The 17,923-nt window shown below is 51.1% G+C and carries 22 protein-coding genes and 1 other annotated feature; of the genes, 1 reads left to right on the forward strand and 21 read right to left on the reverse strand.

The genetic code is table 11. The features are described 5' to 3' along the window. Positions 1-77: 77 nt before the first annotated feature. The 18 genes from NYE24_RS16410 to NYE24_RS16495 form a co-directional block, all read right to left on the reverse strand. Positions 78-674, reverse strand: coding sequence for a class I SAM-dependent methyltransferase (locus NYE24_RS16410; RefSeq protein ID WP_036692362.1), 597 nt, complete (start codon positions 672-674; stop codon positions 78-80). Between the two features lie 136 nt (positions 675-810). Next, on the reverse strand, positions 811-1,170 hold the full coding sequence (gene rplL, locus NYE24_RS16415) for a 50S ribosomal protein L7/L12 (RefSeq protein ID WP_036692360.1): 360 nt from the start codon (positions 1,168-1,170) through the stop codon (positions 811-813). A gap of 63 nt (positions 1,171-1,233) precedes the next feature. After that, positions 1,234-1,737 (reverse strand): 50S ribosomal protein L10, encoded by a 504-nt coding sequence (gene rplJ, locus NYE24_RS16420; protein WP_036692359.1) that lies wholly within the window; start codon positions 1,735-1,737, stop codon positions 1,234-1,236. A 64-nt stretch (positions 1,738-1,801) separates the two neighbouring features. After that, positions 1,802-1,954, reverse strand: a sequence feature (ribosomal protein L10 leader region). 68 nt (positions 1,955-2,022) lie between these two features. Further along, positions 2,023-2,715, reverse strand: a complete 693-nt coding sequence (rplA, locus tag NYE24_RS16425; RefSeq protein ID WP_036692357.1) for a 50S ribosomal protein L1 — start codon at positions 2,713-2,715, stop codon at positions 2,023-2,025. A gap of 80 nt (positions 2,716-2,795) precedes the next feature. After that, positions 2,796-3,221 carry a 50S ribosomal protein L11 gene (rplK, locus tag NYE24_RS16430; RefSeq protein WP_019908208.1) on the reverse strand — a complete coding sequence of 142 codons (426 nt, stop codon included), beginning with the start codon at positions 3,219-3,221 and terminating at the stop codon, positions 2,796-2,798. Between the two features lie 75 nt (positions 3,222-3,296). Beyond that, positions 3,297-3,830: a transcription termination/antitermination protein NusG gene (nusG, locus tag NYE24_RS16435; RefSeq protein WP_020427084.1), complete on the reverse strand. Its 534-nt coding sequence runs from the start codon at positions 3,828-3,830 to the stop codon at positions 3,297-3,299. A 21-nt stretch (positions 3,831-3,851) separates the two neighbouring features. Next, entirely contained in the window at positions 3,852-4,043 is a 192-nt protein-coding gene (gene secE / locus NYE24_RS16440) for a preprotein translocase subunit SecE (protein WP_036692354.1), read from the reverse strand. Between the two features lie 21 nt (positions 4,044-4,064). Beyond that, complete coding sequence (gene rpmG, locus NYE24_RS16445; protein WP_074086515.1) at positions 4,065-4,214, reverse strand: 50S ribosomal protein L33; 150 nt, start codon at positions 4,212-4,214, stop codon at positions 4,065-4,067. Between the two features lie 362 nt (positions 4,215-4,576). Next, positions 4,577-5,221: an RNA polymerase sporulation sigma factor SigH gene (gene sigH, locus NYE24_RS16450; protein WP_036692348.1), complete on the reverse strand. Its 645-nt coding sequence runs from the start codon at positions 5,219-5,221 to the stop codon at positions 4,577-4,579. A 160-nt stretch (positions 5,222-5,381) separates the two neighbouring features. After that, entirely contained in the window at positions 5,382-5,903 is a 522-nt protein-coding gene (locus NYE24_RS16455; protein WP_036692346.1) for an NYN domain-containing protein, read from the reverse strand. 2 nt (positions 5,904-5,905) lie between these two features. After that, positions 5,906-6,667 (reverse strand): 23S rRNA (guanosine(2251)-2'-O)-methyltransferase RlmB, encoded by a 762-nt coding sequence (rlmB, locus tag NYE24_RS16460; protein WP_036692343.1) that lies wholly within the window; start codon positions 6,665-6,667, stop codon positions 5,906-5,908. Between the two features lie 24 nt (positions 6,668-6,691). Beyond that, positions 6,692-7,129, reverse strand: a complete 438-nt coding sequence (locus tag NYE24_RS16465; RefSeq protein WP_036692340.1) for a ribonuclease III domain-containing protein — start codon at positions 7,127-7,129, stop codon at positions 6,692-6,694. Then, positions 7,126-8,532 (reverse strand): cysteine--tRNA ligase, encoded by a 1,407-nt coding sequence (gene cysS, locus NYE24_RS16470; protein WP_036692338.1) that lies wholly within the window; start codon positions 8,530-8,532, stop codon positions 7,126-7,128. Before cysS ends, NYE24_RS16465 begins: the two co-directional genes overlap by 4 nt. A gap of 51 nt (positions 8,533-8,583) precedes the next feature. Next, entirely contained in the window at positions 8,584-9,276 is a 693-nt protein-coding gene (gene cysE / locus NYE24_RS16475) for a serine O-acetyltransferase (RefSeq protein WP_036692335.1), read from the reverse strand. A 512-nt stretch (positions 9,277-9,788) separates the two neighbouring features. Continuing rightward, positions 9,789-11,252, reverse strand: coding sequence for a glutamate--tRNA ligase (gltX, locus tag NYE24_RS16480; protein WP_036692333.1), 1,464 nt, complete (start codon positions 11,250-11,252; stop codon positions 9,789-9,791). Between the two features lie 58 nt (positions 11,253-11,310). Beyond that, positions 11,311-11,799 carry a 2-C-methyl-D-erythritol 2,4-cyclodiphosphate synthase gene (gene ispF / locus NYE24_RS16485; RefSeq protein WP_036692332.1) on the reverse strand — a complete coding sequence of 163 codons (489 nt, stop codon included), beginning with the start codon at positions 11,797-11,799 and terminating at the stop codon, positions 11,311-11,313. Beyond that, positions 11,796-12,494, reverse strand: coding sequence for a 2-C-methyl-D-erythritol 4-phosphate cytidylyltransferase (gene ispD / locus NYE24_RS16490; protein ID WP_076161527.1), 699 nt, complete (start codon positions 12,492-12,494; stop codon positions 11,796-11,798). Before ispD ends, ispF begins: the two co-directional genes overlap by 4 nt. 99 nt (positions 12,495-12,593) lie before the next feature. Further along, positions 12,594-13,682 (reverse strand): PIN/TRAM domain-containing protein, encoded by a 1,089-nt coding sequence (locus NYE24_RS16495; RefSeq protein WP_036692324.1) that lies wholly within the window; start codon positions 13,680-13,682, stop codon positions 12,594-12,596. Between the two features lie 210 nt (positions 13,683-13,892). Here NYE24_RS16495 and NYE24_RS16500 point away from each other — a divergent pair, with 210 nt between their 5' ends. Further along, entirely contained in the window at positions 13,893-14,288 is a 396-nt protein-coding gene (locus tag NYE24_RS16500) for a hypothetical protein (RefSeq protein ID WP_036692322.1), read from the forward strand. 213 nt (positions 14,289-14,501) lie between these two features. Here NYE24_RS16500 and pssA read toward each other — a convergent pair whose 3' ends face one another. From pssA to radA, 3 genes are all read right to left on the reverse strand, one after another. Beyond that, positions 14,502-15,239 (reverse strand): CDP-diacylglycerol--serine O-phosphatidyltransferase, encoded by a 738-nt coding sequence (pssA, locus tag NYE24_RS16505; RefSeq protein WP_036692319.1) that lies wholly within the window; start codon positions 15,237-15,239, stop codon positions 14,502-14,504. Between the two features lie 64 nt (positions 15,240-15,303). Next, positions 15,304-16,380: a DNA integrity scanning diadenylate cyclase DisA gene (disA, locus tag NYE24_RS16510; protein ID WP_076161525.1), complete on the reverse strand. Its 1,077-nt coding sequence runs from the start codon at positions 16,378-16,380 to the stop codon at positions 15,304-15,306. Between the two features lie 13 nt (positions 16,381-16,393). After that, on the reverse strand, positions 16,394-17,761 hold the full coding sequence (radA, locus tag NYE24_RS16515; protein WP_036692317.1) for a DNA repair protein RadA: 1,368 nt from the start codon (positions 17,759-17,761) through the stop codon (positions 16,394-16,396). Positions 17,762-17,923 lie beyond the last annotated feature (162 nt).

Genomic DNA, 17,923 nt, shown 5'->3' on the forward strand with positions numbered 1-17,923 from the left:
AGACATGGAGCCTAGCTTAATACTGACATTTTATAATAATACCACTACGGACATCGCATGTCAATGAGTATTATTATTTATTTCTGAGCTTTTAAGATTCTATAGCCCTTGTCTTTCCCTACTTCTTCTACTACCGGGAACATACTCTCCAGCTTGGCAACCGCCGACGGCGCACCCTGCTTCTTCTGAATGACAACCCACAGACAACCGCCCTCATTTAAATGATCATACGCCTGTTCAAAAATCGCATGCACTACGGCCTTGCCGGCGCGAATCGGCGGGTTGGTTAGAATCACATCGAAAGTCTGCCCCTGCACTGCCGATAGCACATCACTTTCCATCACCGTAACATTGCGGATTCCATTATGCTGCGCATTCTCGCGGGCGAGCTCTACCGCACGGCTGTTGATATCAATCATCGTCACATGTCCCTTGGAAGCGAGATGCGCCGCACTAATCCCTATAGGCCCGTAACCACAGCCCACGTCCAGTACCTTCGCACCTTCCGGAATCTCCATCGCCTCAATCAGAACACGACTGCCATGATCAATATCTCCTTTAGAAAAAACACCGGCGTCGCTGGTAAAGCGGAGGCCTTTGCCTCTCAGCTCCGTATCGATGCTGCGTCTGTCATGACGCGCTTCAGGCTGCTGCGAGTAATAATGCTGCGACATACCATCCTCCCTTTCACGTTGAACTACATATCCCTGCAAGGCTCCCTTATAGAGCAACCCCCTTGAACAAGTTCAAGGGGGTTGCAGGAACCGGAGAGAATCACTTCTGCTCCGGGGCAGTACCTATTGAATCAACTTATTTTACTTCTACAACTGCGCCTGCTTCTTCCAATTTCGCTTTGGTAGCTTCGGCTTCTTCTTTGCTTACTTTTTCTTTGATTGCTTTTGGAGCGTTGTCTACAACTTCTTTAGCTTCTTTCAAGCCAAGACCTGTGATTTCGCGAACGATTTTGATAACGTTGATTTTGGAAGCGCCAGCGCTTGTCAAAATTACGTCGAATTCGGACTGTTCTGCTTCAACAGCAGCTACAGCGCCGCCAGCAGCTACTGGAGCTGCTGCAGTTACGCCAAATTCTTCTTCGATTGCTTTTACCAGGTCGTTCAGTTCCAGTACGCTCATGCCTTTAATTTCTTCTAAGATTGTTTCTTTGCTCATGATTGAACCTCCATTATATTTGAATTGGTTTGTGGTCTTGATTATGAAGCTAGAAGCAAAGGCTTACGCGCTTTGTTCTTCTTTCTCAGCAACAGCTTTAACTGCAAGCGCGAAGTTGCGCATTGGAGCTTGAAGCACGCTAAGCAGCATGGAGAGCAAACCATCGCGGGATGGCAGTTCAGCCAGTGCTTTCAGTTGGTCCGCATCGATAACTTTACCTTCTACAACGCCGCCTTTCAGTTTCAAAGCGTCGTTCTTCTTAGCGAAGTCATTTAGAATCTTAGCTGCTATTACCGCATCAGTCTCGCAGAATGCGATCGCTGTAGGACCAGTCAGGACAGCGTCCAGATCAGTCAGCTCAGCTGCCGCAGTTGCACGGCGAAGCAATGTGTTCTTCAGGACTTGAAACTCAACGCCAGCTTCACGAAGCTGCTTACGCAGTTCAGTCACTTGCGATACGTTCAATCCGCGGTAGTCTGCAACAACAGTGGAGACACTGTTCTGCAGTTTGCTAGCAACAACATCAACCGCATCCTGTTTTGCTTGGATTACTTTTGCATTTGCCAATTGTATACACCTCCTGAAAATTTATGTGACGGCGATCCTTCCGGAGAAACCGCGCCGTTCCTACGCAGGCATTAGAAAAGCCTCCGCAGATTCACGAAGGCTTGATAAAACGGAAGTTAGTCAGGCGAGCCTGGCACTTTTTGTTTCTATCACAACACCTCGGTAGGAAATTAAGCCCTACGGCACCTACTGTCTACGGTAAGCATATTCACATTTAAGATTGATCACCTTAATGTTCACAACTGTTATAGACTATCAAAGATTACTCTAGGAGTCAACCTTTAATTATCTGAAAGCAGCTGCGTTCACACGAGCGCTAGGTCCCATTGTGGACGAAATAGCGATGCCTTTAAGGTATACACCTTTGGCAGCAGCCGGTTTCGCACGGTTCAAAGCGTCCATAAGAGCTTTAAGGTTCTCGTTCAATTGTTCAGCGTTGAAAGACACTTTGCCGATTGGCGCGTGAATTTGGCCCGCTTTGTCAAGACGGTATTCGATCTTACCGGCTTTAATTTCTTGAACAGCCTTGGTAACGTCGAAAGTAACTGTACCTGCTTTAGGGTTAGGCATTAGACCTTTACCACCGAGCAGACGACCCAGTTTACCGACTTCACTCATCATGTCAGGTGTAGCTACGCAGACGTCGAATTCGAACCAGCCCTGTTGAATCTTGTTGATCATATCAGCATCACCAACAAAATCAGCGCCAGCAGCTTCCGCTTCCTTAGCTTTTTCACCTTTTGCAAATACAAGCACGCGTTGTGTTTTACCTGTGCCGTGAGGCAGGACAACAACACCACGAACTGCCTGGTCTTGTTTACGCGGGTCTACACCCAGACGAACTGCTGCTTCAACGGTTTCGTCAAATTTGGCAGTTGCCGCCTTTTTCACAAGCTCTACAGCTTCTGAAGGCTCGTAAGTCGCTTCGCTGTTAATCAGCTTAGCGGATTCTTGGTACTTCTTACCATGTTTAGCCATGAAATGTTCCTCCTTTGTGGTGTTAGCGGAAATTCCTCCCACATATTGCGGTCATGAACGACCGGTTCATCGAATACATATTAGTCTTCGATTGTGATTCCCATACTGCGGGCAGTACCTTCAACCATACGCATTGCAGCTTCAACAGATGCAGCGTTCAGATCGGGCATTTTGGTTTCAGCGATTTCACGAACCGCTGCGCGGCCCAGCTTCGCTACTTTTTTCTTGTTTGGTTCGCCGGAGCCTTTTTCTACTTTTGCAGCGATGCGAAGCAGAACAGCAGCCGGAGGAGTTTTGGTGATGAAGGTAAACGAACGGTCTTCAAATACTGTAATTTCAACCGGGATAATCAGACCAGCCTGGTCGGCAGTACGAGCGTTGAATTCCTTACAGAATGCCATGATGTTGACACCCGCTTGACCTAACGCCGGACCTACTGGAGGCGCTGGATTCGCTTTCCCTGCAGGAATCTGCAGTTTCACCATTTTAATAACTTTTTTAGCCATGAGTGACACCTCCTTGCGTAAATAGTGGTATTCGAATGCTAAACAGCATTCTCCCACAAGAAACCCTTGTGCTTGTTATATCTTCTCCACTTGAGTGAAATCCAACTCCAGCGGGGTTTCCCGTCCAAACATGTTGACATGCACCTTGATCTTGCTTTTGTCTGCCAAAATCTCTTCCACGGAGCCCACAAAATTCGCAAATGGACCAACCATAATACGTACGGATTCCTTAATTTCGAAATCAATCTTCGCTTTAGGTTCAACCATGCCCATATGCTTCAGAATCTGTTCAACCTCTTCGGGTAGCAGAGCGGTAGGCTTAGAGCCCGAACCAGTTGAACCGACAAATCCGGTAACGCCCGGCGTATTGCGGACAACATACCATGAATCATCAGTCTGAACCATTTCGACCAAAACGTAACCAGGGTAAACTTTGCGCATGACAGTTTTTTTCTTGCCATCCTTGTTCACCAGCTCTTCTTCCATAGGAACAAGAACGCGGAATATTTTGTCTTCCATGCCCATGGACTCAACGCGTTTTTCCAAATTGGCCTTGACCTTATTCTCATACCCGGAATAGGTATGAACAACGTACCATCTTTTTTCCATATCAAGCCACCTGGGACCTCTCTAAATAATCGCTTCAATCACAGCGGAAATACCGATGTCCAGAACCCAGAAGTAAAGAGAAATAACTACAATTGTACCGAGAACGATCAATGTATAGTTTTTCAGTTCTTTACGGCTAGGCCAGCGAACCTTTTTGAGTTCACTCCAGCTCTCAGTGAAAAAGGAAAACAAAGACTTGAAACTACGTTTCACGCCGACTACACCTCCAAAAGACTATCTGGTTTCGCGATGAGGAGTTTGCTCGTTACAGAACTTGCAAAATTTCTTCATCTCCAAGCGGTCGGGGTGATTTCGCTTGTTTTTGGTTGTTGCATAGTTTCTTTGTTTGCAACTTGTACAAGCCAAAGTGATAATTACCCGCATGATGTGCACCTCCCGAAGACGTACTTCTAATCATCAAATTAGAAGACGTAGATATTGATTCAAAAAAAAGCCGCGAATTTAGGCCTACCTAAAACACTTTAGCATAATATCAATGTCTGTGTCAACGAAAGTTTCCCCCATCGCACTGGGTAATTCCGGGTGCTGTAGCCTTATGCCATAAGTCATCTTTGATCCTGCTTCTTCCTGTACCGCTAGCTGTCTTCCATAATCATTATGCTGCAATTCGCTTGTGTATAAACCTGCCATCCTCCAACGCTTCACCCGTCGTAAATTCGCTGTATCCAAATCTAGCGGACACTAAAAAAAGACTCGAGTCCCGAGCCTTCCTAGTCATTATATCATTAATTGTCACGCACTTCCAGATATCTTTCCAATTTACGTTTCACTCGCTGCAAAGCATTGTCAATGGACTTCACATGCCGCTTCAAATCCTCGGCAATCTCCTGATAGGACCGTCCGTCCAGATAGAGCATCAGAACCTTGCGTTCCAAATCACTCAGAATCTCAGCCATCTTATCTTCCAGTCCGATGAACTCCTCCTGGTTGATAATCAACTCTTCCGGGTCCAGCACCTGACTTCCGCATATCACATCCATCAATGTCCGGTCGGAGTCCTCATCATAGATGGGCTTGTCTAACGAGACATATGAATTAAGCGGAATATGCTTCTGGCGGGTAGCGGTCTTAATGGCGGTTATAATCTGACGGGTAATGCACAGCTCGGCAAAGGCCTTGAACGATGACAGCTTGTCACCCTTGAAGTCACGGATGGCCTTGTATAAGCCAATCATGCCTTCCTGTACAATATCTTCACGATCTGCCCCGATCAAAAAATAGGAACGAGCCTTGGCACGCACAAAATTACGATACTTGTTAATTAAATGCTCCAATGCGCCACTGTCGCCACCACGGAAGATCTCGACAATTTCTTCATCACTTATGAAATCATACTCGGACAGCATTAATTCCTTGAGGTCGACACTCACCAAGAATCCCCCCGGCTGCAACGCAAGACACATCGTTACTTCTCGAAATATAGGAACAGTATATATTATGTTACCTTACACCGTCAACCGGATTTGTCCAAAAACAATCTTCAATAACATATTATGTCATTTTCTTGTAAGGGCAACTGCTATTCCTGTCCTACTGTCTGCGCCAGTCCTCCAGCCGCTTACGCGTCTCTGGTGGCAGCTTGTCTTCCAGCGAGTGACGGGTCCCGCTTACGCTTCCCGGCTCGATGGCCTTCTTCACCTGCTTCTGGTTCTCCTCAATCTCAAGCCTCAGTTCCCTAGCCGAAATCCGGAGTGCCCCCTGGGCAAAAACGACATGCTGCTCCACAAAATCGCTAGTGGCTACCGAGATTTGTCTGCGGCGGTGCGTGAATTCCCCCACCAGCCGTTCGATGCATTCATCTGCTGTTTCCTTCTCCTTGGTGAAGAAGACCTGGATCTTCCCTTGTTCAAACGATCTGCCCAGTCCCGGCACACGGTAAGCATCGAATACAGCAATGACGCGCAGCCCGGAGAATGCCTGATAATCGGCCAGCATATCGAGCAGCCGGTCGCGTGCCCCCTGCATACCGGTCTGCGACAATGCCGCAAGCTCTGGCCAGCCGCCGATCATGTTGTATCCGTCCACGAGCAGGATATCGCGCCAGTCTGCCATAGTTATCCCTGTTCTTGGCGGCGGCGGATTACCTCGTACATGATTACACCTGCTGCCACCGAAGCATTCAGAGAGTTGATTTTCCCCGCCATCGGCAGCTTAAGCAGCACATCGCATTTCTCACGGATCAGGCGGCCCATCCCTTTATTCTCATTGCCGATCACCACGGCTACCGGTCCGGTGAAAATATCCGATCCGAACAAATTCTGATCGGTATCCACATCCGTACCGACTACCCAGACTCCCAGCTCCTTCAGCCGGTCAATTGTCTGTCCAAGATTCGTTACGCGGGCCACGGGCACATATTCGACTGCACCAGCCGAGGTCTTGGATACAGTGGCAGTAATCTGCGCGGAGCGGCGCTTCGGCACAATGACTCCGTGCACACCTGTGCAGTCAGCCGTACGCAGGATAGACCCGAGGTTATGCGGATCTTCGATTTCGTCCAGCAGGAGCAGAAACGGCGGTTCTCCCTTGGCTTCAGCAATTGCCAGAATATCAGCAACCTCCGTGTAGGCAAAAGGCGCCGCCTGCGCCACCACTCCCTGATGCTGGACGCCCGGTGCGAGCTGATCCAGCTTGCGCTTGTCCACATGCTGAATGACAATACCTGCTTTGCGCGCTTCCGCAACGATAGGTGCGGTCAGGTGCTTTTGCGCAGTTTCGGCGATCCATATTTTATTGATTGTCCGTCCCGCTCTAAGGGCTTCAAGCACCGAATGCTTGCCTGCCAGTATTTCCTCTTCAGTTCTCAATTCTTCCATATTCTTATCTCCTGTTCTGTATACTCACTTGGGGCGGTGCATCATATATTCGATACTGCTGTGAACAAGCTCCTGGATTCTCGCCTGTTGTCCTGTGTAATATAAATAGCCGATCATGCATTCAAAAGCAGTGGCGTGGCGGTATTCCAGCACATCCGCATTTTTGGGAATGCTCCCGGATTTGGCGTTGCGTCCCCGTCTGACCACATCCTTCTCTTCCTCGGTGAGCACCGGATCCAGATAAGCAAGAATGGTGCTCTGCGCTCTGGCGGAGACCAGCCCGGTCGCTGACCGGTGCAGATGCTGGGGACGCAGATTGGGCAGCGAGATCAGATACTGCCGGACTGCAACTTCATAAATAGCATCCCCTGCATACGCAAGGACAATAGGCGGCAGCAGGTGGGCCGGCTTGGAGGGTTCATACGGGAACCAGGCACGGTTCAGATCAAACAGCCCGTTCATTTACGCCGCCACCGCATTCCCTGTGGAGTATCTTCCAGCAGAATCCCCAGCGCATTCAGCTCATCGCGGATTTCATCCGACCGGCTCCAGTTCTTGTTCTTGCGCGCTTCCGCACGCTCCGCAATCAGGCGTTCTACCTCTTCGCTCGCCACTTCTTCCTCAGCCTCTACCGTGAGGCGTAGTACAGCGTTCATCTCGGCAAAAGCCTTCAGTAATGCGGCGAAGTCAGCCGGATTCGCCTCATGATCAGCAAGCGTAAGGTTCGCCAGGCTCACCCAGTCAAATACCGCAGTAATGGCATCCGGTGTATTGAAATCATCCTGCATCCGGGCATGGAAGTTGCTAAGGGTAGCGGCCAGACGCTCCGTAACCTGCGGACTTGCCTCACCTTCTGCCCCCTGCGCCGCCAATTCAAGGCGATGCTTCACATTGCCTTCGGCCAGAGCGATCCGCTCTACGCTTTTCTCAGCAGACAGCAGTGCTTCCTCGGTGAAGTTCAGCGGATTGCGGTAATGGCTGGAAAGCATGAAGTAACGTATAGCCCCCTGCTTAAAGCGGGCACGGATATCCTTCACAAGGAGTCCATTTCCCAGCGACTTTGACATTTTCTCGTCGCCGATATTCAGAAAAGCATTATGCATCCAGTAATTCGACAGCGGCTCCCCCGTCAGCGCTTCGGTCTGGGCACATTCGCATTCATGATGCGGGAATTTCAAATCCTCACCGCCGCCGTGAATGTCAATCGTCGTACCTAAATATTCGCGCACCATCGCCGAACACTCAATATGCCAGCCGGGACGGCCTTCTCCCCATGGACTGGACCAGTGCACTTCGCCCGGCTTGGCTGCCTTCCAGAGTACGAAATCCTCCTGGTTCTCCTTGCGCGAATCCACCTCGACACGGATACCGAAGCGCAGCTCTTCCAGATTCTGGCGGGACAGCTTGCCATAATTGGCAAATTTGCCGGTACGATAATATACATCGCCACCGTTCTCATACGCGTAGCCTTTGTCTTCAAGCTCCTTAATGAACTCGATAATCGTGTCCATGCTCTCCGTAACGCGCGGATTCATCGTCGCCGGCTTCACGCCAAGCCCGGCCAGATCCTCCTGGTAGGCGGCGATGAACATTTCGGCTACCTCGGCTACGGTGATGTTCAGCTCCTCCGCCTTGCGGATCATTTTATCATCCACATCGGTGAAATTTGTCAGATAGCGGACCTCATTCCCAAGCGCCTCCAGGTAGTTGCGCACCATGTCAAAAACAATGACCGGTCTTGCATTCCCGATATGCATATAGCCGTAGACCGTGGGTCCGCAGACATACATCTTCACCTTATCCGTCTCCTGCGGTACAAATTCTTCCTTTGTGCGCGTCATTGTGTTGTAAATATGCAAAGCCATTCTTGTCCCAACCCTTTCTATTGTCCCCGGATTCGTGAAATGCCGGTGCTCTTAAATTTCGTAATCGCCGATATATTGCTGGCTTTCGAGCCGCCGCTGTTCCTTCTTCTGCTTATCTTCAGCACCCATCTGTTCTCTTAGCTCCTCGATCTCCTTCTGCAGGAACTTGAGGGAATCAATCAGCGGGTCTGGCATCTTGGTATGATCCAGCCGGTCGGATACACGTTCCCCGTTACGCTTGACCACACGCCCGGGATTGCCGACTACCGTACTGTTGTTAGGCACTTCACGCAGCACGACTGCGTTAGAGCCGATATTAGAATTATCGCCGATTCGGAAGGAACCCAGTACTTTGGCACCAGAGCCGATAACTACATTGTTGCCGACGGTAGGGTGACGTTTGCCCTTCTCTTTGCCGGTTCCCCCAAGTGTAACGCCCTGATAGATAATGACATCATCGCCAATCTCGCAGGTCTCACCAATGACAATACCCATTCCGTGGTCAATAAACAACCGGCTGCCGATGACCGCTCCCGGATGAATCTCTACTCCGGTCATGAACCGGCTGATCTGCGAGACCATGCGTGCCAAGGTAAACCAGCGGCGTTTGTAAAAAGAGTGGGCCGTCCGGTGTGCCCAGATCGCGTGAAGCCCGGCGTAGGTGAAGACTACCTCGAACCTGCTGCGGGCGGCGGGATCATTGTCGAATACTGCCCGAATATCCGACTTGATATGCTTAAACATCGCGGTTCCCCTCTTCTTTGAGATGCTATATTTCAAGCAGAAACGGCTTTGCCGTCCTTTGGATGGACGGTACCGTTTCAGCGAGAAATAGAAGGATAATGGATAGCGTGAAACCTACACATTCTTATATTTCAACAAAAAACGCCCCTGCAGCATCATAGCTGCAGAGACGTTTAACCGCGGTCCCACTCTGCTTGAACATTGGTATATGTCAGAGCTGTAAACTTGCAGCCCCGTATCCGGTGTTCCTCTTGGTGTCTGTAACGGCGACAACCCGGCACAGTCTACAGCCCCGCACAAGGACGTTCAACCATGCAGCTCACAGGTGCATCTTCAGCGGCAGACAAATGAATAACTCCCAGCCTGCAAGGACGTTCGCCCTTAAGCGGTTATTCTCTCTGGTAATTGTCTGTATACGCCTACTTTTCCTGATCCCAGCTATTCTTATATTCTTCTATCTTAGCGAAAAGCCGCAAAACTGACAAGGGTCTTCTCCCCTTGTATGTCCTGCCCTAAGCGCCTTTGATTTGTGATTTCAGACGTTCGATCACCCGGCTGCGGCCGAGCAGCGCAATCGTTGCATTCAAGTCCCGGCCATGCATCTGTCCAGTAAGAGCGACACGAATCGGCATAAACAGCGCTTTGCCTTTGTGCCCGGTCTCCTTCTGCACTTCCTTGATCAGAACAGCCATATGCGGGGCGCTGAAATCTTCAGCAGCCTCCACTTTAGCCAGAAATGCGGACAGCACTTCAGGAACCTGGGCTTCGGCAAGCACCCCAGCCGCTTCAGTCTCCAGCTCCAGGTGGCTGCGGAAGAACAGCTCGGAGAGAGCGACAATATCGGACGCGGCGGTCATTTGTTCCTGGTACAGCGCAACCAGGCTTTCCGCCCAGCTCTGCTGCTCCTGACTGAGTACCTCAGGCAGACGGCCTGCCTTCTGCAAATGAGGAATGGCAAGTGCAGCAATCCGCTTAGGATCGGCATGCTTGATATAGTGATTGTTCAGATGCGCCAGCTTGTTCGTATCGAACACTGCCGGACTCTTCGACAGGCGGTCCGCCGTAAAGATCGAGATCAGCTCTTCCTTGGTGAAGATTTCCTCTTCCCCCTCAGGCGACCAGCCCAGCAGGGTGATGAAGTTGAACAGGGCTTCCGGCAGGTAGCCCAGCTGGTCGTACTGTTCAATAAACTGAATGATCGATTCATTTCGTTTGCTCAGCTTCTTATGATCATCGCCGACAATCAGCGTCATATGGCCAAAGAGCGGAGCTTCCCAGCCCAGTGCCTCATAAATCATGAGCTGGCGCGGGGTATTGGAGATATGATCCTCTCCGCGCAGCACATGAGAGATAGCCATCAGATGGTCGTCTACCGCTACGGCGAAGTTATAGGTCGGAATACCGTCCTTCTTCACGATGACGAAGTCGCCCATTTCTTTGCTATTGAACGAAATGCTGCCTTTTACGATATCATTGAAGGTATAAGTACGGTCTTCCGGAACAAGGAACCGGATGCTGGCCACGCGTCCCTCCGCCTCAAAGGCCAGGCGCTGCTCCTCGGTCAGATTACGGTGTTTGCCGGAATAACGCGGGGTTTCGCCGCGTGCCGTCTGCTCCTCGCGTTCGGCCTCCAGCTCTTCCTCCGTGCAATAGCAGCGGTAAGCCAGGCCGCGGTCCAGCATATCCTGCCAGTAAACACGGTACAGATCCAGACGCTCAGTCTGGCGGTAAGGCCCGTATTCGCCCCCTACATCCACACTTTCATCCCAGTCAATTCCCAGCCACTTCAAATACTTCAGCTGGCTCTCTTCACCTTCTGCAATGTTGCGCTTGAGATCCGTATCTTCAATCCGGATAATGAATTTGCCGCCCAGATTGCGGGCGAACAGATAGTTAAACAAGGCTGTTCTGGCATTTCCGATATGTAAATGTCCCGTAGGGCTCGGTGCGTAACGCACCCGAACTTGATCCGCCATGGGTTTCCCTCCGCTTCATATTGGTTAAAATTAGGTCTTTACTTACGCTAAAGCCATCTCACGATGATATCACATCTTGCAGCAGACAGACAATAGATTGGGCGGCAATTCCCTCTCCGCGCCCCGCGAAGCCCAGTTGCTCAGTCGTTGTTGCTTTTACATTCACCTTCGATACGTCAGCGTTCAACGTGCGGGCAATAATCTCCGTCATCTGCGGAATATATGGCGCCATCTTCGGTTTTTGTGCAATGATGGTTGAATCGATATTCCCTAGCCGGTATCCGCGCTCACGCGCAAGTGCCCATACCTGCTCCAGCAGCTTCAGGCTGTCTGCATCCTTAAACGCCGGGTCCGTATCCGGAAAATGTCTGCCGATATCCCCCAGTCCCAGCGCTCCCAGTATAGCGTCGCTTACAGCATGCAGCAGCACATCCGCATCCGAATGCCCCAGCAGCCCCTTCTCATAAGGAATCGTCACTCCGCCGATAATACACGGTCTTCCCTCGACCAGCTGGTGTACGTCAAATCCTTGTCCTACAGCAATCATCTGTGTTCCTCTCCCCTGCTTCTTACTGTGAATTCAGCGAAATCCAAGTCTTCCGGCGTCGTGATCTTAATATTCATGTAGCTTCCTTCTACAACTGACACGGTAATGCCGCTGCGTTCAGCCAGACTGGAATCATCAGTCCCGAGAAAACCGTCCCGCTCTGCCTCCTCATAGGCGGACAGCAGATCGGACAAACGAAAAGTCTGCGGGGTCTGAATCGCCCACAGACTTCGCCGATCCGGCGTTGACAGCACCTTGCCTTCACTGTCCACCTGCTTAATCGTATCCTTAACCGGTACTGCAAGCACCGACGCTCCATCGGACTGAGCCCGCTCGTAGCAAGCCTCTATCTCGCTGTCCTGTACGAATGGCCGTACCCCGTCATGAACCATGACCCAATGAGTCTTAAGTTCCTCCAGTCCGCGGCGAACCGAATGCTGGCGCTCCGTTCCCCCGGGAATGACCGCAGCCACCTTATCCAGCTTGAAGGCTTGTACCCATTGCTTACAGCGCTGCACATCCTCTTCCCCGGTGACAAGCACAATCTCAGAGATCAGCTTATGCCGCTGGAACACCTCCAGGGTATGCACGATAATCGGCTTGCCCTGCAGCAGCAAATATTGCTTGCTCTCTGCCGTCCTCATCCGGGTTCCTCTGCCTGCCGCTACGATAACGACGCCAACACTGTTTGACATGCTTTCGGCTCCTGTCTTTCTTTCACGTATACTCCCATCATAACGTGTTTGGCTGGCATTTCCAAGCCCGAAAGGTGCTGCCGGAAGCCTTGACTGAACTTATTGTGCTTTTTCCAGAAGCTTCGGTTTGGCAAAAATCATCCGTCCTGCCGATGTCTGCAGCACGCTCGTCACCAGAACCTCCATCGTAGTGCCGATATAATCCCGGCCGCCCTCCACCACAATCATCGTGCCATCGTCCAGATAGGCTACGCCTTGTCCATGTTCTTTGCCGTCCTTAATCACCTGTACAATGATCTCTTCGCCCGGCAGAACCACCGGCTTCACTGCATTCGCCAAGTCATTAATATTCAGCACTGACACTCCCTGCAGCTCGCACACCTTGTTAAGGTTGAAGTCGTTGGTGACGACCTTGCCGTGCAGCACTTTCGCCAGCTTGACCAGCTTGCTGTCCACTTCCGAGATCTCCTCGAAATCCCCTTCATAGATCAGCACCTTGACGTCCAGCTCTTTCTGAATCTTATTCAGAATATCCAGCCCCCGGCGTCCACGGTTACGCTTCAGCAGATCGGATGAATCGGCAATATGCTGCAGCTCCTCCAGTACGAACTCAGGTATAACAATGGTACCTTCGATGAAGCCCGTTTTGCAGATGTCAGCAATCCGTCCGTCAATAATCACGCTGGTATCGAGGATCTTATGCTCCTGATTTCCGCGTTCCTCCGGTTCCGCAGAGCGCGCCCAGCGTCCGGTATTCCAGAGCGAAGCGAGCTCCTCCTTCTTCTCCAGTCCGATCCGCAGACCCATATAACCCAGGGCAAGCGTAGCAGCTACCTGCAGCAGCTCCCCTGCTTTGCCCAGCCAGGCCATAACGGGATACAGCAGCAGAGACAGCAGCAGACCTCCCGTAAGCCCCGCTGCGCTTGCAGCAAGCTCATTCATCGGGATACGCGAGCAATACGCAACCGCCTCCCGCAGTTTTGAACTTGCCCAATCCGCGCATAAAGTCCCCGCAATCAGAAAAATAATGGCACCCAGCACCGCACACAAAACGCTTCCTTCCATAGGCAAGCTATCCTCCAGTTTCCCAAGGCCTACCGGGAACCCTCTTTCTGCCGCGTGATATAGCGAATAACCGGACCAGGCTCCACATAACCCGGCAAGCATCAAAATCATCTTTTTCCACATAACCTCGCACCTCCTTTTATTCATCCATCAATCCTCTATACCTCACCAGTATGTTCCAATTTTTAGGACAATAATCCAGGGGGCCGTTATTTTTTCTGTAAGCCCGAAATTCCCGGTCAGCTCTCTTGCCGTAAACCTCTATTTCTGGTTGAAAATGAGGGAGACCCTGGCATATAATGAACTCAATTCGAACCCAGGGGTGAATGGAAAATGAGCGCACCAAGTTTACAGGCCTTTCAGGATCAAGTCTCCGAACTGCTGCTCCGTCACCGTAGTCTTCTGGATGTAATGTCCAAGAACGGACAGAGCAGTGCTTCCGTCAACCGGGCTGTCGTCAAAGCCATTACCGAATGCGGCTGCATTCAGCTGCACGCCACCAAGCAGGTCTTCGAGCCCACTCTAGGCCTTGAGCAAGCCAAAGAGCTTGCAGGGACTCATCTGGCAGGAGAGCTGTGTGAGAACTGCCGGGAGGTCATTGGCTCCGAGCTGGGCCGCGAGTTGTTCTACATGTCTGCACTCTGCAATTTGCTTGCTATCAATATGGACGAGGTTGTCGCCAAGGAATCGCAGAAATGCGCAACACTCGGGTTGTTCAACTTGTCCTGAGCAGACCGTCCGCGCTCTCCTTCATCCATTCCCCCAGCTCCGGGGGAACCGTATTCCTTATACTTCCCTTCCCGCAAGCAGCAAAAAGGCATTGCACTCTCCTGATATCAGGAAAGGCAATGCCTTTTGTACAAATATAAGAATTTATATGTTTCACGCAATAACTTATCCTTATATTTCTCGCTGAAACGGTACCGTCCTTCAAAAGGAGGGCTAACCGTTCTTGGAATGATATACCTTATCTTCCGCGCGTCTTCTGCGGCGGCGTTGCCGCCGAACCTTAAATAGTCCTAAGCTCTGTCTGAAGCCATACAAGGCATACAGCGCCAGCAGTCCAAAGATCAGCTTGGCAATCTGTTCAGGGAAGACCACCGCAACAGCTACAGCGATCACGATAACTACAGGTGCGCCTATAACCGCTTTTTTGGGAAAACCGATCTTCTTGAAGTTGGGATACTTCACTGTGCTGACCATCAGATAGGACAGCAGCAGGGTAGCCACAATCATGAATGGTGCAGATACATCCTTATGGAAAAGTGCAAGCGTGGCCAGAACCCCGCCCGCAGCAGGAATAGGCAATCCTACGAAATATCCCGGAATCCCCGGGCGGACATTGAACCGGGCCAGACGTAAGGCTCCGAATACAGGGAAAATCGCTGTGACTGTCCATCCCACTGCAGGATTCAGCTCCTGCAGACTTGTTAAATACATAATCAGCGCCGGTGCGACTCCGAACGAAACTACATCGGATAGAGAATCCAGCTCCTTGCCGAATTCACTCTCACATTTCAGCGCACGGGCCATACGGCCATCCAGCCCATCGAGCAGCATCGCGATAATCACCATGATAGCGGCCATGCTCAGCTTGCCGTCAAACGCCATCATGATACCAAACATTCCAAGCATCAGATTACCAATCGTAAAAAGACTTGGAATTGATTTTTGTATCATTTCTTCACCTCAATTTTCCTACTTGCACTGCATGGGACTGTAACATTACGTGATTGTATGGTATTTACATTTGTCTGTCAATAAGAACTTGTTTCTGGAGCCGCTTCAGCCCGTCCTGAATATTGCGTGCGCGGACCTCGCCAATGCCATCTACTTCATCAAGCTCAGCTATGCTTGCCGTCATCAGGTTAGGCAGCATTTCGAAGCGTTCCACCAAATTGTGAATGATTACATTCGGCAGCCTTGGGATCTTGTTCAGCAGGCGGTAACCGCGCGGAGTCACAGCTTCTTCGGAGGAAATGGCTGTTGAGGAATAGCCCAGCAGGCGGGCAATATGGTTGTCATCCATCAGTTCATCATCGCTGCTGCGCTTCAGCCCGGCAATGATCTCACGGATCTTCTCCTCCTGCTCTTCCCTGGCATAGTCTCTGTACAGCAGCCATGCTTCTTCCTCAGTATTTCCAACCAATTCTTCCATCTGCATGCTGATCAGCCGGCCTTCATTGCCAAGCTCGTTGATGTATCGCTTAATTTCCATTTTGATTCTCAGCACCATCTCTACGCGCTGAATCACACCGACAACCTCGGCCACCGTCACAATCCCCTCATATTCGGAAGCGGACAGGTTGGTCAGCCCTTGTGTCAGAACGGCTTTGTACTTCTCCAGAGTCTGAATCGCCTGGTTGGCCTTGGCCAGAATGGCACCGATTTCCTTGAGCGCGTAACGGATGGAGCCCTGATACAGCGTAATAATATTCCGGCGCTGGGAAATGGAAACGACCAGCTTGCCGGTCTGCTTCGCTACACGTTCAGCCGTCCGGTGCCGGATTCCTGTCTCGATCGAAGAGATGGAGGAATCAGGGATCAGCTGCGTATTGGCGTACAGAATCCGCTTCAGATCCTCGCTCAGAATAATCGCCCCGTCCATTTTGGCCAGCTCGTATAAATAGTTTGGTGAAAAATCACAGTTAATGGAGAAGCCGCCATCGACAACCTCCATGACTTCCGGACTATATCCGACAACAATCAGTGCCCCGGTCTTCGCGCGAAGCACATTCTCCAGTCCTTCCCGGAAGGGTGTTCCAGGTGCAGCCATTCTAAGCAGATCATTCATATTATCTGATGGATTATATTCTTTCATGTCCCTGTGCCCCCTAATCTAACGCAACCGCTAGTGCCTGTGCTACTGTGCTGACGCCTATAATCTGGATATCCTGCGGATGCTTCCAGCCCTTCAGACTCTTCTCGGGCATAATGACCCGCCGGAAGCCAAGCTTGGCCGCCTCTTTCACCCGCATCTCTGCGCGTGATACCCCTCTCACTTCACCGGTAAGCCCTACCTCCCCGAAGAACACATCATACGGCTTGGTCGGAAAATCACGGAAGCTGGAGGCAATGCTGATGGCGACAGCCAAATCCACCGCCGGCTCATCCAGCTTCACCCCTCCCGCAACGTTGAGGTAAGCGTCCTGATTCTGCAGGAACATGCCCATCCGCTTCTCCAGTACAGCAATGATCAGCGCCATCCGTTGATGATCCATCCCTGTGCACATTCTGCGGGGCGAAGGGAAATGTGTCGAAGCTACCAGCGCCTGCAGTTCAACAAGAACAGGTCTTGTGCCCTCCATGCTGGCTACCACCGCAGAACCGGCCACTCCAAGCGGGCGCTCGGACAGGAACAGCTCCGACGGGTTCTCCACCTCGGTCAGCCCGATTTCCCCCATTTCAAAGATCCCGATCTCATTCGTGGAGCCGAAGCGGTTCTTCACCGCACGCAGCAGACGGTACGTATGATGGCGTTCCCCTTCAAAATAAAGGACACAGTCCACCATATGCTCTAACATACGAGGGCCGGCAATAGCGCCTTCCTTGGTTACATGCCCTACAAGCACCGTGGCGATTCCCCGGATCTTCGCAATCCGCATGAATCTTGTCGTACATTCCCGCACCTGTGCTACACTGCCCGGCGCACTGGTTACTTCCGGCATAAATACAGTCTGGATCGAGTCAATGACCAGAAATTGAGGCTGAATCTGCTCAATGGCTTCCTCAATGCTCTCCATGTTCGTCTCACATAGAACGTACAATTCCGCAGAGAGCGCTCCGAGTCGGTCGGCCCGCAGCTTGGTCTGCCGCACAGATTCTTCCCCCGAAATATACAGCACGCGCAGCCCTTGTGTAGTCAAGGCATGCGAGGTCTGCAGCAGCAGTGTCGATTTCCCGATTCCGGGGTCGCCTCCAACCAGCACCAGCGAGCCGGGTACAATTCCGCCGCCAAGCACGCGGTTAAGCTCTCCGATGCCCGTCAGAATACGCGGCTCCTTGTCACTTTCTATATTTATGATCGATTGCGCCTTTTCTTTACTCTGAAAAATAGGTGCATTCATGCCTTGTGTTTTGACGACGCTTTCCGTTTCCTCTACCATCGAGTTCCATTCCTGGCACCCCGGGCACTTCCCGAACCACTTTGGTGATTCGTAGCCGCATTCGGTACAGAAAAATTTTGTTTTAGGTTTAGCCATGTGCACTCCTTACCGTCCGAACTTGCTAAAATTGCGGATATTTTACTCTTATTCAAAGTTTACCATTTCTGCACACTGAACGGAAGGACACTTAAGATCTAGTTTTAATTTGCGTCTTCTTTTAGGCATGCCTGAGGGTCGGAAACAAATAAAGCTCCCGCC

This window comes from Paenibacillus sp. FSL H7-0350 (assembly GCF_038593195.1).
Taxonomy (GTDB): domain Bacteria; phylum Bacillota; class Bacilli; order Paenibacillales; family Paenibacillaceae; genus Paenibacillus_AQ.

Excerpts from the sequence above, each read along its gene's own strand:
- NYE24_RS16410 (WP_036692362.1), bottom strand. The coding sequence starts at position 674 with ATGTCGCAGCATTATTACTCGCAGCAGCCTGAAGCGCGTCATGACAGA.
- rplL (WP_036692360.1), bottom strand. The coding sequence starts at position 1,170 with ATGAGCAAAGAAACAATCTTAGAAGAAATTAAAGGCATGAGCGTACTG.
- rplA (WP_036692357.1), bottom strand. The coding sequence starts at position 2,715 with ATGGCTAAACATGGTAAGAAGTACCAAGAATCCGCTAAGCTGATTAAC.
- rplK (WP_019908208.1), bottom strand. The coding sequence starts at position 3,221 with ATGGCTAAAAAAGTTATTAAAATGGTGAAACTGCAGATTCCTGCAGGG.
- nusG (WP_020427084.1), bottom strand. The coding sequence starts at position 3,830 with ATGGAAAAAAGATGGTACGTTGTTCATACCTATTCCGGGTATGAGAAT.
- rpmG (WP_074086515.1), bottom strand. The coding sequence starts at position 4,214 with ATGCGGGTAATTATCACTTTGGCTTGTACAAGTTGCAAACAAAGAAAC.
- NYE24_RS16455 (WP_036692346.1), bottom strand. The coding sequence starts at position 5,903 with ATGGCAGACTGGCGCGATATCCTGCTCGTGGACGGATACAACATGATC.
- rlmB (WP_036692343.1), bottom strand. The coding sequence starts at position 6,667 with ATGGAAGAATTGAGAACTGAAGAGGAAATACTGGCAGGCAAGCATTCG.
- NYE24_RS16465 (WP_036692340.1), bottom strand. The coding sequence starts at position 7,129 with ATGAACGGGCTGTTTGATCTGAACCGTGCCTGGTTCCCGTATGAACCC.
- cysS (WP_036692338.1), bottom strand. The coding sequence starts at position 8,532 with ATGGCTTTGCATATTTACAACACAATGACGCGCACAAAGGAAGAATTT.
- cysE (WP_036692335.1), bottom strand. The coding sequence starts at position 9,276 with ATGTTTAAGCATATCAAGTCGGATATTCGGGCAGTATTCGACAATGAT.
- gltX (WP_036692333.1), bottom strand. The coding sequence starts at position 11,252 with ATGGCGGATCAAGTTCGGGTGCGTTACGCACCGAGCCCTACGGGACAT.
- ispF (WP_036692332.1), bottom strand. The coding sequence starts at position 11,799 with ATGATTGCTGTAGGACAAGGATTTGACGTACACCAGCTGGTCGAGGGA.
- ispD (WP_076161527.1), bottom strand. The coding sequence starts at position 12,494 with ATGTCAAACAGTGTTGGCGTCGTTATCGTAGCGGCAGGCAGAGGAACC.
- NYE24_RS16495 (WP_036692324.1), bottom strand. The coding sequence starts at position 13,682 with ATGTGGAAAAAGATGATTTTGATGCTTGCCGGGTTATGTGGAGCCTGG.
- NYE24_RS16500 (WP_036692322.1), top strand. The coding sequence starts at position 13,893 with ATGAGCGCACCAAGTTTACAGGCCTTTCAGGATCAAGTCTCCGAACTG.
- pssA (WP_036692319.1), bottom strand. The coding sequence starts at position 15,239 with ATGATACAAAAATCAATTCCAAGTCTTTTTACGATTGGTAATCTGATG.
- disA (WP_076161525.1), bottom strand. The coding sequence starts at position 16,380 with ATGAAAGAATATAATCCATCAGATAATATGAATGATCTGCTTAGAATG.
- radA (WP_036692317.1), bottom strand. The coding sequence starts at position 17,761 with ATGGCTAAACCTAAAACAAAATTTTTCTGTACCGAATGCGGCTACGAA.